Here is a 13842-nt window from a genome sequence, read left to right on the forward strand (position 1 = left end):
ATAATATTTTTGTCTCTGGTACAATACCCCGAACAACTCCTTTTGAAAATCCCGAGCCACATTTTTATCTTGACCCTCAATGCACCCAATTAGATACTTTTCCTGATGACCAATGTTTGTTGATTGAAGGCAAAAAATACGGGATTGTTTTACTGGGATGCACTCATGCTGGAATAATAAATACTCTCACTTACCTGCGTAATAATTTAATAAAATCGGATAAGGAACTAATTGTTATCGGCGGACTACACCTACACAGTGCTACAGAAGAACATTTGCAAATGACAACGAACTTTTTATTATCCTTAAATATAAATACCCTCTATGCGTGCCATTGTTCTGGATTTAACTCGCTTATTTATTTTAATAAACATTTACCTTTCCCTTGTTTACCAGCACCTGCGGGAACCGTTTTCAATTTTGGCTAATCGCAATTTACTATTCTCCGCACTTATTTTCAAATAATTTTTTTTATAGACAAATAAAAAAACAGCTCTTAAAAAATTTTTCTCTGGGAATTTTCTTCATTTTAGAATGACAATTTTCTATTTTTGCAGTGATGTTTATTATCGCATTTCCTGCCCACCGGTAACATTAATTGCCTGACCGGTCATATAATTGGATTCATCACTGGCTAAAAATACAACCACATTGCATACATCTTCATATCGGCAGGGTCGTTTCATGGGGACCTGGTCAATATACTTCTTTCGCACTTCTTCTTCGGTGATTCCTTGATTTTTTGCATATTGTTTAAAAAGGCTTTCCGTCCATAAAGGAGAGTCCAATAAATTCCCGGGACAAATAGCATTGATACGAATTCCATGCTCCGCAAATTCTAAAGCAAGGCTTTGCGTAACTCCAATACCTCCGAACTTTGCCGCCGCATAAGCCGAATTTTTAAAACTACCTTTCTTACCCGATTTGGAGTTAATTTGTATTACAGTGCCATATTTATTGGGCAACATAACGCGTATCGCTTCACGAGCACAGATAAAATATCCAACCAGGTCAATATCAATAACCTTTCGCCATGCGGAAATATCAAAATGGATAGAATCACCTGATATAAGAATACCCGCGTTACAGACCATTATATCCAGCCCACCGAGTAAATCAACCGCTTTATCCACTGCATTTTTGACCATCTCTGCATTGGTAATATCCACTTTTTCTGCAAAGATTTTGCGACCTGTTTGTTCTGCAATTCGTTTTGCAGTTTCTGTCATCTTCTCAATGTTTATATCCCAACCTACGGCATCTGCACCTTCTTTAGCCAGTCGTTGCAATATGGCTTCGCCCAAACCTTGAGCCGAACCTGTTACAATGGCTTTTCTACCTTTTAATCGTTCCATGGCAAATACCTTTCTAATAATTTTTCTTCTGCTTGTTGTGTCCATGTTCCATCTTTTGAAAGATATTGACCCACATCGGGTAATATTTCTGCTACTTTTTCCAGAGGTATTAATGGCAAATCAAGTATTTGAGGATAGATAACTACTTTGCCAGGAAACCGTGCTTCTTTAACGGCTTTTAAACCTTCGTGGGCAGAGAAAAGGCCACCGATTGCAGCCACGCTTCGGTTTGTATCCCGAGAACCATTTTCTACAGATTGTAATACATGACTTAAATCCGAAATTCTGCTTCCACTGCAACCAATAATTTTTATGCCCTCACAAATCTTCTTTAATGAAACATTTGCAACAGTCCCTATTCCTAATCCTGCGAAAAGATTTACAAATCCGCAAGGAGCAGAGAAATCAACCGCCTGTGTTACCAACGCAGGAACAGGTGCTAATAAAACAACATCGCTATAACCCTTCGGGGCTAATGATTCGAGGTGTTTGTTTAATGCGGAAGTGTCTGGGAAATCTTTGGTGCAAACAGTAATCAATTCGACAGGTCTTTTCTTTAATAATTCCGCCGACCTCACTCGTAAATGTTCCAATCTTCCTGCATCTAAATCAGTAACTACTACTTTCATGGGTCCATCTGTTTTCTCTAATGCTCGCTGGACATGCATCTGTCCCATGGGTCCACCAGCTCCGATAAATAAAGCCTTTCCTCCGGGGAGTAAGTCCGACCTCATATTCTTCTCTTTTATCTCTTTCAGGTTTTTTCCACCTCCAATAATTCGTTTATATTCATAATGAACAGAACCAACATCTACTGAGATATAGGCATTGGGTATTTCATCTACGGAACCTAACACATACATTGTTCCATAAGGTGCTAAATATTTTAACCATGTTTCAATCTCTTTTCCATCAGATACCTGTATAATAATATCCTTTGATGTTTCCCCTTCTGCTGGAAATTGATTTGGAGACAAAACTTTAGCATTCGGGAAATCTTTTAAAATTTGAGGGTCAGGATTTGTTGTAATATACCATGGGCTATCGGTATCGGGATAAATACGGTCTTCTAAGCGATAGGACATTTCCACACATGCCCATGGCTCTGCTAATGCTGAAGCACTATAACCCGTAGTTTGTTGGACAGGCAACAAATAGCAACCATCATCTCCAGCCAGAGCTTTTTCATCTAAATAAGTATATTGCTGCATACCACCAGGAATTAAATAACCAAAGGCATACCCAACACCTTTGTAATATATATCAGCCTGGACAATGAAACGGTCACCTTTTTTGAACTTGTCTTTCCATTGGGAACCTGCTTTTACTACAGTTACAGCACATTCATGTCCCAACACAATAGGTTCTTCTGCTAAATTCCTTCCGCGGAGACGGGGATGATTACCCCCTAAATTAATAATCTTAATATCGGATAAGCATATTCCTAATGCATCAATCCGTAATAAAATTTCATTATCATTCGGTTCGCGAAGAGGTAATAAAACAGGTTTACCCTCTTTCCCAAAATTTTCCAATCCGGAGCCAAATACCTGCCATGCGTAATATTTTTCAGGAAGAGGATGTTCTACATTACGAAATTTTTGCAATTTATTATTCATAACAAACTCCTTTCATTTGTTTTTTCAAAGTAATTTTTGACGATAGTGTTCATCGGGTCGTGTATCTATTCGGCGAATTGCGGCATCACTCAAAAATTTAGGTCCTCCACAAGACGCAGAGCCAATAACAATCTGGGCACATTTCTCAGCCATACATGTTATTGCCTGAACCTTACTGGGTGTTGGTCCCATGGCAATGAGCCCATGATTTTCCATAAAGATAGCCTTAGGTAAAAATCCTTCGCTTGCTATAAACTCCTTTACCTTATCACGAACGACACGGGCTAAGGTAAGACCTGGGTCAACATACGGGATAAACACGGATTTTCTACCTAACACAACAATATGGTCGGGACAGGTTCGACCTTGAATATATTCTTCTGCTTTCTGGGAACATAAAATAGAATTGACAAAAATAGGATGTGTATGTCCAATAAACATATATTGGGGATATTGATACAAAACCGCATGTAATATGGTTTCCACCGAAGGCATCCTTTTATCATGAACATCGGTTTTCGCTGACTGTAAAATTTGTATTACATCTTCATCCGTTGCAGAAGGGTTGTCAAGTAAAGATAAAACAGGTTTCATACGGACACAAAGGAAATCTGTATTTTGAATGGTTTGCAATGTTGTGCCCGATGCTTTTATATAAAAGTGTTCATCATCAATCCTTGCAGAAGTATTTCCTTCCCCTAATATCGCAAGGTGATGTTCAGGTTGTCCTAAAAAACGGCTCATGCTTGTTAATTGTTCTAATATTTGTTCTGACATAAAGTATACCCTTTAAAAAGTTTTGGCTCATATTATATAGAATTTTCAATTAGGATTTGAAATGTGTCTACGAAACTAAAAATTTGTTTAATACCTTCCAGAAAACAATACCATTATTTTTAACTATCCCCCTTGTTTTAAGAGATGGTGTTTTGTTTCTTATAGAGAAGTTTGTTCTGCGTTACAAAGCAATTAAAATAGAAATAATATTAATAAACAATATGTTTTTTGAATATCCATATATTTATAATCTATTACATGTAAACGATTTCTCAAAAAAAGTATTAATTATGAAATAAAGTTTTAAAATTTTACTTGACAAACACATTTAAAGTATGCTAATTTTATAAAAGAAAATTGAATATCAATATTCAACAAGGGCTGATATGTGTGAGAACGGTATTTCACACTTATTATTTGTTATGTTTATTTAACATTAAAACCCTTTAACAGAAGGAGTGGATTATGCAAAAGCTCAAATTAGTAATCGGTTTCCATTTATGTCTGTGGCTCCTCGTCGCAGGAGCGTGGGCGGATGCCCCAGCAAACTTCACATGGTCTAGTGCTCCAGGTGGTCCTTTTACCGCTTCAAGTGTAGACTTCGAAGCATGGATGACCAAACTAGCTCTGTTTCAGTTTGGAGGTGACTATGTATTTGACTTCTTAGACCCAACGGATGCAGACAATAACGATAATGATGTTTTAGATATTAATGAGTTCGCTTTGCTAACAGCAATATGCAATAACACATCCCATCCATTACATGACACTATTCACGAAGCATTCAAAACTAATTGGAGTAGTTTTGCTTCTCATCAGGGAGGATTAGTTAACTCACTTGCACCTGCATTAGCGATTATGGGTGGGGCGTATGCCACATTAGGTGATGGCGATTATGGTAGAACGCCTGCTGCATGGTTTTCTGGCTCGTGGGGTTCAGTCGCGGAAATTCTATATGAATTATCGGCTTACGGTTCTTCATGGAATGCAGGTCAACCTGCGGAACCGCCTTATGTTCGTCGCCAGGCATACATGTCTGCATGTGGTGATTTTGATGGTGATGGAGTAAAGAATATTAATGAGTGGTATGGACAGGGTGAAAATGTGGCAAATTATGTAAATGCAGCGATGGACCCTGGTATCACAACAAGCGGAGAGGACCCAAGTAGTGTTTGTGAAACAGGACTGCGTTGGGGTAAGACCTATTTCTATAATCCTGCTAATCAGCATGTATACTGGTTACAGCCGTATACTCTGCCGTGGGAAATTGCTGAACAGGTTGCTACAGAACATAGCCTTGTAAATAATGCAAGCGAAACTATACCCATTCCGGGACATCTGGTCACTATAGATGATTCTGCAGAAAATGCCTGGATTATGAGTACCGTATACCCACAAATAAACAGCAATATGTGGATAGGTGCAACGGATAAGTTTACAGAAGGGCAATGGGTCTGGGTTGCTACAGGCGAACAGTTCTGGCAAGGTACGGCATCTGGAAACCCCGTAGGCGGTAAGTATGTCAATTGGAATAGTGGAGAACCTAACGATTCCAGCGGCGAAGATTATGGGGAAATTACCAGCAGCGGTGGATGGAACGATAATAAAGCCAGCGCCACGCGTCGTGGTTTAGTTGAATTCCCGAATGCCTATCCAGATAGTGATTCTAATGGTATTCCCGATTATTGGGAGCAGTTCTCCGGTGGTGGCGGTGAAGGAGAAGGAACACCCGAAGGAACACCCGAGGGAACTCCGGAGGGAACACCCGAAGGAACACCCGAAGGAACACCCGAAGGTGAAGAACCCTGTGAATTTGAAGGAAGAATTAATAACCCAACTACAGGACAGGGTCCGTTATTGGCACAAACATTGGCAGATGCAAGTTCACAACTACGGAATCTGCTCACTACCTTAGGTATGTTAAGTTGGTTTAACTGGGATATTGAATATTTAGAGCAAGTCATAGCCATGATTCATCCCTATCCTGGAGACGGATTGAAAGATTCATGGAGTATGGCTTTGCTTGAATATTGTATCTGCCATCCCAATTTCCGTCCAGATTTAAATATTCCAACAGATTTTGATTTTAACAAAAACTTATTCACAGACGATTGCACATGGTTAGCTATGAATGTTGACCCAATTTTTGCGGCACTTCCGCCGATGGTGGGCGATGTAATGGCGGGTCTATTAGGTTCCAGTGTAGAGATGCGAACCACATGGAACGCTATATTCCTGGCATTAACCGGTGGAGCGGTCGGATTACCCAGTGTAAATAACTATCGTATTTATGGTATGGCGAAAGCGAACGATGGCGCTATAGCTGCAAATGGTGATTTAGATGGCGATGGCAAGACGAACTTGCAAGAAGCGAACGAGGTAATTGCAGTGGGTGGAGGTATGGAGTTATTTGTGCTTGCAGCCACAGATAAAACCAATATGTGGCCCGGTAATCCGGAGATTCCTGTTGGCTCTATTGCAATTCTTGGTGCAATCACAGGTGTGATTGTTGCCGGAAGTTCATTGATCTTAGTCCGTCGGCAACGGAAATCATAATAAAACACAAACTCTGGTATATATTGGCACCCGGTATGGTACCGGGTGCCAATAGGTGTTATAAAATTAACCTTCATTAGAGGAGAAGGGTATATGAAACAGAAAGGATTTACACTCATTGAACTTCTTGTCGTTATTGCCATTATTGGTATCCTTGCGGCAATTTTATTGCCGGCTCTTGCTCGCGCCCGTGAGGCGGCTCGTCGTTCCTCCTGCCAGAACAATTTGAAACAGTGGGGTCTTGTCTACAAGATGTATGCCAATGAAGCCAAAGGCGAACGATACCCTGCATTGCAAACTTACAATCCATTAAGACCTAACAAACAAGATATCGCAGCAGGACCTCAGGTTAGTTCATTATACCCTGAATATCTTACAGACCCGTATATTATCATCTATCCATCTGACCCGGATGCAGCAAAAGCTAGAAGTGGCATAGAAGAAAATAATGGAAATTTAGTTTACATTTCGGATGATGTTGACGCCAGTTATGCCTATTTCAGCTGGGTATTTGACAGATTAAAGCCCTCTCAACCTTTGAGTTCTTTTACAATATTAAACACAGCCCTTTCAGCTCTTGGTGCTGGTGCTGTTGACCCTAATATCATGGTACCGACGCAGCTTGCTGCAGGTTTAGAAAGTCTATTTCAACAATATGGCGCCGCCTTAGGACAATATACCGGTGGTAATGGCGCGGCTCTTGTCCCGGTGGTTGACCAGGATATATCTCTTTTATCTCAGTGGGCAGGTTATGGTAATGGTGGCGGAAATACCATTTATCGGTTGCGTGAAGGTATTGAACGCTTCTTGATTACTGATATTAACAACCCTGCCGCAAGTAATAATGCACAAAGTTCTGTTTGGATTATGTTAGATACATTCTCTGCAGGTGGAGCAGCAGGTGACTTGTTTAATCATATTCCGGGTGGTTGCAATGTCCTTTACATGGACGGACATGTTGAATTTATTCGTTATACCTCAGATTCCAATCCGTATGATAATGATGTCCCTGGCACAGAACCAGTAATATCAAATGTAGCAACAATAGTAACCGCTTTAACCTCTGCTTCGTAAAAATTAAAACATTTTTTCAGAAAAATTGTGCAGTTTTTTTCTTGAAAACTGCACAATTTTTTTATTAAAATAGAATTTGTATTTAACACTATTCATAACAACTAATAATTTAACTCTAACATAAGGATTAATGTTATGAAGAAAAAAGGTTTCACACTCATCGAACTACTGGTGGTCATAGCTATCATCGGTATCCTCGCGGCAATTTTGTTGCCGGCTCTTGCTCGTGCCCGTGAGGCAGCTCGTCGTTCCTCCTGCCAAAATAATCTAAAACAGATAGGTTTGTCCATGAAAATGTATGCTAACGAAGCAAAGGGAGAACGGTTCCCTACTTTAAGTATTGCAGGTGGAGATAATTGTGATGATATTGGTATTGATTTTATGTGGTGGGGACCACAATTATATCCCGAGTATCTGTCTGATTTGAATGTAAATGTTTGTCCTTCTGATTCGGACGGCAAACGGGCATTTACCGATGGTAGATGGCATTGTGGGGGAAATCCCGATAATCCTATTTGCCCTTGCCGTGTTGATGCTTTGTCTTATATTTACATCTGTTGGACATTACGGGAACAAGACTATATGATGCCCGGAATGGACCCCAATGACCCAAATATCTCTTCATTTCAGTTACCAGTTACTTATGTTAACCCGTTTTTTGTACAAAAGCTTATGAATTTAGTAGCGGCAGTAGATGCTGCTCCAGATGTAAGCACAGCCATGGGGCTTGTGGACAAAGACTTAACTTATAATACGGCAGACTCACAGGGTAAAATAACCATGTATCGTCTTCGTGAAGGAATCGAACGATTCCTGATTACGGACATTAACAATCCTGCGGCAAGCACACAGGCTCAAAGTGAAATTGCTTTCTTTTTCGATGGTATCGAAACGACGCCTTCAGATTTCAATCATATCCCCGGCGGTGCCAATGTTCTTTATATGGATGGACATGCAGAGTTTGTTCGTTTCCCAACTGAACATCCGGCAAACAAAGTGTTCGCCGCAATCATTGGAAATGTATAATTTGTAGAAAAAACTTAATAAATATTATTTAGAGAGACTGCTTCCTCAAAAGAGGTAGTCTCTCTTTTATTATGTAATGGTATTGTGTTAAAATATATTTGTGAGAATTTACAATAAAGGCAAGTGATTTATGAAATGTGAACAAAGAGAGAAAGTGGAAGATCTTCTTTCAGAGCAGGCTATCGAGATTATAAAAAATCTTGAAATAGGTGCGTATGTTGTTTCTCCTGAACGAGAAATTCTCTTTTGGAATGATAAAGCGTATGAAATAACGGGTTATACTTCAGGTGAGGTAATTGGGTCTTTTTGTCAGGATAATCTATTGCGACATGTAGATGAGCTCGCAACGGAGTTATGTATTCATGGATGTCCACTATTAGAAACTATTAAAGATGGTACAATTCGCAAAGCAAGGGTATATTTGAGACATAAGGCAGGCTATCGAATGCCTGTAAAGGTGGAAACTTTACCTATTAAGGTGAATGACGAGACTAAGGGTGCGATTGAATTTTTTCAGGAGGATACCGAAGAACTCAATCTATCGGAAGAACTTCGGAGAACCCGCGAGAAAGCATTGATTTGTCCTTTGACAGAGATTGGAAATCGCAGGTATACAGAACAGGTGCTTGAAGACCGTCTGGAAGAAATGAAACGAATGAATAGTAGTTTGGGGCTGTTTTTCATAGATATTGATGATTTTAAGCACATTAATGATACTTATGGTCATCCTATTGGGGATATTGTATTAAAAATGGTTGCTCGAACCCTTGTGAGTATTATGCGTCCGTATGATTTTGTAGGGCGATGGGGTGGAGAGGAGATCGTTGCGATTGTCCCGCATGTGAAACAGGAAGAATTATTTGAATTGGGAGAACGGTTACGGAAGTTAATTTCTGCCAGTAGTATAAAAACAACGCAGGGAAGATTGGGGGTTACAGTTTCTATTGGTTCAACAATTTCTTTTAAAGAGGATACCTTTGATTCCATTATTGACCGTGCGGATAAAATGATGTATGAGAGCAAACGCAACGGTAAAAATAGGGTTACTGTTTATTCCTCTTAAGTTTTTATCCGTGAGTTTCTATGTGGTGATTTTGCTTTGCATATTGAATATTATCAAAGTATCTCTGTGGATTGATAGATCTTCCGTTTTGTAAGATTTCCAGATGTAAATGATTGCCGGTAGCCCTTCCTGTTGAACCTACACTTGCAATTTGTGTCGTAATATCAACCTGCTCTCCTCTTTTGACTAAGTTCTTTTCATTGTGAGCATATAGGCTACTTGTGCCATCCTCATGTTTTATCCGCACATAATTCCCATAACTATTACTAAAACCTGTTTCTTCTACAATGCCCGCTTTAATAGGATATATAGGTGATCCTTGAGGGGCGGCTATATCTATACCCCTATGAAAAGTTCTTTTCCCTGTAAATGGGTCATTCCGCCATCCAAACGGAGATGAAACCTGTTTTTGTGAGGGAACAATATTTAAAAATGGATTGGGCGAGTTTATATATGTGTTTTTCAGTTTCTGATTAAAATTTTTCAAAACTTTTGTTTGAGAATTCATTACATTTTTTAAGGAAGAAAGGGAATTTGTATTGTTTGTAAAATTAGTATAAACTTCTAAATTTTTGGGATATGATAAAAGAAAAGAAGAGTGATTGCTGGTATTTAGAAAATCTGAAAAATTGTTAGAAGAAATTTCTGCCTCTATATTATCCAGTAATAAATTCAAAAAGGAGGTATTTTGAATCGTCTGCAATAAAGACAAACTGGATAAAGAAGAAAATGTCTTTGGATTTTTTCCTGTTATATTATTTTTTGTGGAATAAGAAATCGCATGGATACGATGCATATCATTTTATCCTAAAAGTTGATTCTTTATAAGCAAAACATATTCCAAGTATGTGTTTTATTTAAGTCCCTGATATACCATAATTGAAATAATTTTATACTTTTTATTCATCGGGAATTTTTTACATAGAAAGGAAATTTTTTCCAGATACACAAGATTGCTGCACGAAAAAGAGGTTTTTACGCTATTAGGTTTTCTTTACATTTCGTCCGAAGAAATGAGACAAGATGCACAAAGAGGATTTTTAGAAAAATCGCCTCGTATAAAATCCTGACGAATTTTTATAGCCCGGGGTGAATTCCAAACTTCATAAATAGAACTTTCCGCCACATTTCCCAAAACCATCTTTTTGAAATAATCCGTGCAACACAAAACCATATCCCCATTAAACAAGATATAGGCTTGTTTAAATAATCGTGTGCAATGTTTAAATTGGACTGCTTTACCGGGATTTAATTTTCGGAAAGTGAAATTATTTCCTCCTCGATTTTCTAATGCAGTATATTTTGAATTAACACCAAGACTTTTCCAGTAATTTACTGCTTTATCCACATCAATAAGATTTGTTTTAACCATAGTTATTGTAATTTTTAATTTGGGACAATATTCATTCCGTTTTTGAATAAGATACTCAATATTTCTTTTTGTTTCTTCAAATTTTAAACTTCCTCGCATTGTCTCTTCATAAGGTTCTTTTTCGATGCCCTGCATAGAAATAAATATATGTAGAAAAGGATTATCTCTGACCAAGTCATCTACCACATCCGTAGATAATTTGCTACCATTTGTTGTAATAATAATTCGTGATTTGGGAATTGTTTGTTTAATATATCGTGATCGTTCTAAAATTTTAGGGTCCAAAAAGGGTTCATTCATTAAGTAAGGACTGATACGCCGCGTGTTTTTGTGTTGTGCTATTTCATGAACAATTTTTTTAAATAGTTCATCGGACATTGTTCCCTTAGGAACATGTTCTACACTTAAAGTATAGGGGCAAAAAATACAAGCGCCATTACAACCGGTTCGTGTTTGAATTTGCACGGTTAGTGGGAAATCAGGGACTTTGCGAAAAAACATTGTTTTTAATTTATCTGCCCACCAGTGTTCATCTGTGCCCTTTATATAAAAATTTTTCTTCCATTTTTTTATAAAATTTGTCATCTGTATTTCCTAATATTTTCAATATATATACCATAATATAACAATTATAAAAAAAATGTAATGGTTAATTTTTTTTTACCACAAAGAACACAACGACTTTACACAAAGTCCACAAAGTAGAGTTTGTTTCATTTTCTTATAAACTTCCTCTGTGTGTTTTGTGTAGTATTTTCTTTGTGTCCTCTGTGGTTAATTTTTTACACCTCAAAAAGTACAGAAACTTTAACAAAGTTCATAAAGCGGAGAGAATCCAAAGCCAGGAGGTTTTAGATAGGTTTTCCATACCATTAAGGGATACTTCCTCCTACATAATAAGATACATTAACTAAAGAAAAAATATAAATCTGTTACCTATGTTCTATAGTTCTTCACATTAGATATATTTTATGAAAAATTTTATTTGTTATTTAAAATACATATAATTATCATTTAGTTTTACTGCGCCGAATAGTTGGGATAAAACAAAAAAATTATAAAATAAACTAAATTCAAAAAATAAATATTAAAAATAACCCAAGATATAAGTATTTGTAATTTAGTTTTTAAAAATAAATACTTGATATTTTTCATAATAAGTATTATTATATATTTATAGTAAACTAAACATGGGTTTACTTATATATGTGTTTATCATTATTAACTTTTTAACAGGAGTAATAAAGATATGTTAAAAAAAGGTTTTACTCTCATCGAACTGCTGGTTGTGATAGCGATAATTGGTATTCTTGCTGCTATCCTCTTGCCAGCACTTGCTCGTGCGCGTGAAGCAGCACGGCGGTCTTCATGTCAGAACAATCTTAAGCAATTAGGATTGGTGTTCAAGATGTATTCCAATGAATCGAAAGGAGAAAGATACCCTACGATTCAGATATGGCAAGGTGATCCTGCGATGCCAGACGATTGCAATTGTCGATCTTCTGTTGAGGCTTTCTTTAATGCACGAACAGTGTATCCCGAATATCTGACGGATACGAATGTTATGATATGTCCATCAGATTCAACCGCGAGAACTCATGTAACTGTTGATGGATGGTGGAATCGCAATGGTGACCCGAATTTAGATGAAAAGAATCCTTGCCGTTTTAGTGCGGAATCATACAATTATTACGGTTGGGCAATTATGGATGCCGATATGGTTTTACCCGGACAGGATGTTAATGACCCTGCAATTAACGAGACAAACGCAATGAACTATTTTAATCCAGACTTCTTAACCGCTATTCTAACGATATTAAATAATGGTTATGCCAACTGGGCAAATAATGGAGATGCCAGTTTATTGGATTCCGATGCAAAACAAGGAGCCGTTACCGTATATCGGCTTCGCGAAGGGATTGAGCGGTTTCTGATAACGGATATCAACAATCCTGCTGCTTCGAGTAAAGCTCAGAGTGAGGTATGGATATTGTCCGATGATGTTAATTCACAGCCTGAATTTATGAACCATGTTCCCGGTGGCGGGAATGTTTTGTATATGGATGGTCATGTGGAGTTTATACGCTATCCTGGAAAAAACCCTGTTTCTCGTTTATGGGCTTGCTTCTTAGATAGTCAAACCAGTGGTGATTAAAAACTCCTTTCCTTTTTAAGACAAAAAGAGCAGGAATTTGTGATAAATTCCTGCTCTTTCTATATAATTTTTACTAATATGCTTGTCCGGCAATAACACGGTATTTACAGGGTTTCCCGGTTATCATGCAGGGACCTTCTTCTTCGGGTGCCTCAAAGGGGATACAACGAATGGTTGATTTGGTTTCTTCTTTTAATCGCTGTTCTACTTCAGGGTTGGTATGGTCAAGGAAAACACGGAAAAAGCCACCCTTTTCAATTCGTTCTTTATATTCATCATAAGAGTCAACTGTGAATGTATTTGCTTCTGTTCTTTCTTTGGCTTTCTTGAAAAGGTTATTTTGTATATCTACAAGAGTATTTTGCACCTGCTCCTTCAGGTTATCAATACCTAAGGTTATTTTTTCTGCAGTATCTCTTCTTACGAGGACTACTTGCTGGTTTTGTATATCGCGTGGTCCTATCTCAATGCGTAGAGGCACACCCTTCAGTTCCCATTCATTGAATTTATAACCGGGTTTGTATTGGTCGCGATCATCAATTTTATAGAACAGTGGGTCCCAATCACGGGTGATGTTTCGAGCAAATTCGGAGACTTTTTGTTGTTCTTCATCACTTCGCCATATAGGAACGATTACTACGGGTAGTGGAGCCAACTTGGGAGGAATAACAAGGCCCTGGTCATCTGAATGGGTCATTATCATTCCACCTATAAGTCGTGTTGAAACACCCCAACTTGTGGCATATACATATTTTAATTCTTTGTCTTTATCCTGAAATTTTACATCAAAGGCTTTTGCAAAATTTTGACCTAAAGAATGACTAGTTCCAGCTTGTAGAGCTTTA

At 38.0% G+C, this 13842-nt stretch carries 12 protein-coding genes; 6 read left to right on the plus strand and 6 right to left on the minus strand.

Annotated features, from left to right (window positions below):
* Nucleotides 1-428 (plus strand): MBL fold metallo-hydrolase (locus PLA12_12485; GenBank protein HOQ33312.1); only part of this gene is annotated, 428 nt, incomplete at its 5' end.
* Between the two features lie 138 nt (nt 429-566).
* On the opposite strand, the gene srlD is transcribed toward PLA12_12485, so the two are convergent.
* From srlD to PLA12_12500, 3 genes are read right to left on the minus strand one after another with little or no spacing between them, the layout of a single operon-like run.
* Nucleotides 567-1355 carry a sorbitol-6-phosphate dehydrogenase gene (srlD, locus tag PLA12_12490; protein HOQ33313.1) on the minus strand — a complete coding sequence of 263 codons (789 nt, stop codon included), beginning with the start codon at nt 1353-1355 and terminating at the stop codon, nt 567-569.
* Complete coding sequence (locus PLA12_12495; GenBank protein HOQ33314.1) at nt 1343-2974, minus strand: alcohol dehydrogenase catalytic domain-containing protein; 1632 nt, start codon at nt 2972-2974, stop codon at nt 1343-1345. Before PLA12_12495 ends, srlD begins: the two co-directional genes overlap by 13 nt.
* Before the next feature lie 24 nt (nt 2975-2998).
* Nucleotides 2999-3751: a class II aldolase/adducin family protein gene (locus PLA12_12500; protein ID HOQ33315.1), complete on the minus strand. Its 753-nt coding sequence runs from the start codon at nt 3749-3751 to the stop codon at nt 2999-3001.
* A gap of 465 nt (nt 3752-4216) precedes the next feature.
* On the opposite strand from PLA12_12500, the gene PLA12_12505 reads away from it, so the two are divergent.
* From PLA12_12505 to PLA12_12520, 4 genes are all read left to right on the plus strand, one after another.
* Entirely contained in the window at nt 4217-6307 is a 2091-nt protein-coding gene (locus PLA12_12505; GenBank protein ID HOQ33316.1) for a C-type lectin domain-containing protein, read from the plus strand.
* A 93-nt stretch (nt 6308-6400) separates the two neighbouring features.
* Complete coding sequence (locus PLA12_12510) at nt 6401-7381, plus strand: prepilin-type N-terminal cleavage/methylation domain-containing protein (protein HOQ33317.1); 981 nt, start codon at nt 6401-6403, stop codon at nt 7379-7381.
* A 135-nt stretch (nt 7382-7516) separates the two neighbouring features.
* Nucleotides 7517-8407 (plus strand): DUF1559 domain-containing protein, encoded by an 891-nt coding sequence (locus tag PLA12_12515; protein HOQ33318.1) that lies wholly within the window; start codon nt 7517-7519, stop codon nt 8405-8407.
* A gap of 130 nt (nt 8408-8537) precedes the next feature.
* Complete coding sequence (locus PLA12_12520) at nt 8538-9470, plus strand: sensor domain-containing diguanylate cyclase (GenBank protein ID HOQ33319.1); 933 nt, start codon at nt 8538-8540, stop codon at nt 9468-9470.
* Between the two features lie 4 nt (nt 9471-9474).
* On the opposite strand, the gene PLA12_12525 is transcribed toward PLA12_12520, so the two are convergent.
* On the minus strand, nt 9475-10266 hold the full coding sequence (locus PLA12_12525) for a M23 family metallopeptidase (protein ID HOQ33320.1): 792 nt from the start codon (nt 10264-10266) through the stop codon (nt 9475-9477).
* Nucleotides 10267-10464: 198 nt separating this feature from the next.
* Complete coding sequence (locus PLA12_12530) at nt 10465-11427, minus strand: SPASM domain-containing protein (GenBank protein ID HOQ33321.1); 963 nt, start codon at nt 11425-11427, stop codon at nt 10465-10467.
* 664 nt (nt 11428-12091) lie between these two features.
* Between PLA12_12530 and PLA12_12535 the strand changes: the two genes are divergently transcribed.
* Entirely contained in the window at nt 12092-12997 is a 906-nt protein-coding gene (locus PLA12_12535; protein ID HOQ33322.1) for a DUF1559 domain-containing protein, read from the plus strand.
* A gap of 73 nt (nt 12998-13070) precedes the next feature.
* Here PLA12_12535 and PLA12_12540 read toward each other — a convergent pair.
* Nucleotides 13071-13842, minus strand: a 772-nt coding sequence (locus PLA12_12540) for a His/Gly/Thr/Pro-type tRNA ligase C-terminal domain-containing protein (protein HOQ33323.1), incomplete at its 5' end; no start/stop codon positions are given.

Source organism: Candidatus Hydrogenedens sp. (assembly GCA_035378955.1).
In the GTDB taxonomy this organism is placed as follows: domain Bacteria; phylum Hydrogenedentota; class Hydrogenedentia; order Hydrogenedentales; family Hydrogenedentaceae; genus Hydrogenedens.

Excerpts from the sequence above, each read along its gene's own strand:
- srlD (HOQ33313.1), bottom strand. The coding sequence starts at position 1,355 with ATGGAACGATTAAAAGGTAGAAAAGCCATTGTAACAGGTTCGGCTCAA.
- PLA12_12495 (HOQ33314.1), bottom strand. The coding sequence starts at position 2,974 with ATGAATAATAAATTGCAAAAATTTCGTAATGTAGAACATCCTCTTCCT.
- PLA12_12500 (HOQ33315.1), bottom strand. The coding sequence starts at position 3,751 with ATGTCAGAACAAATATTAGAACAATTAACAAGCATGAGCCGTTTTTTA.
- PLA12_12505 (HOQ33316.1), top strand. The coding sequence starts at position 4,217 with ATGCAAAAGCTCAAATTAGTAATCGGTTTCCATTTATGTCTGTGGCTC.
- PLA12_12510 (HOQ33317.1), top strand. The coding sequence starts at position 6,401 with ATGAAACAGAAAGGATTTACACTCATTGAACTTCTTGTCGTTATTGCC.
- PLA12_12515 (HOQ33318.1), top strand. The coding sequence starts at position 7,517 with ATGAAGAAAAAAGGTTTCACACTCATCGAACTACTGGTGGTCATAGCT.
- PLA12_12520 (HOQ33319.1), top strand. The coding sequence starts at position 8,538 with ATGAAATGTGAACAAAGAGAGAAAGTGGAAGATCTTCTTTCAGAGCAG.
- PLA12_12525 (HOQ33320.1), bottom strand. The coding sequence starts at position 10,266 with ATGCATCGTATCCATGCGATTTCTTATTCCACAAAAAATAATATAACA.
- PLA12_12530 (HOQ33321.1), bottom strand. The coding sequence starts at position 11,427 with ATGACAAATTTTATAAAAAAATGGAAGAAAAATTTTTATATAAAGGGC.
- PLA12_12535 (HOQ33322.1), top strand. The coding sequence starts at position 12,092 with ATGTTAAAAAAAGGTTTTACTCTCATCGAACTGCTGGTTGTGATAGCG.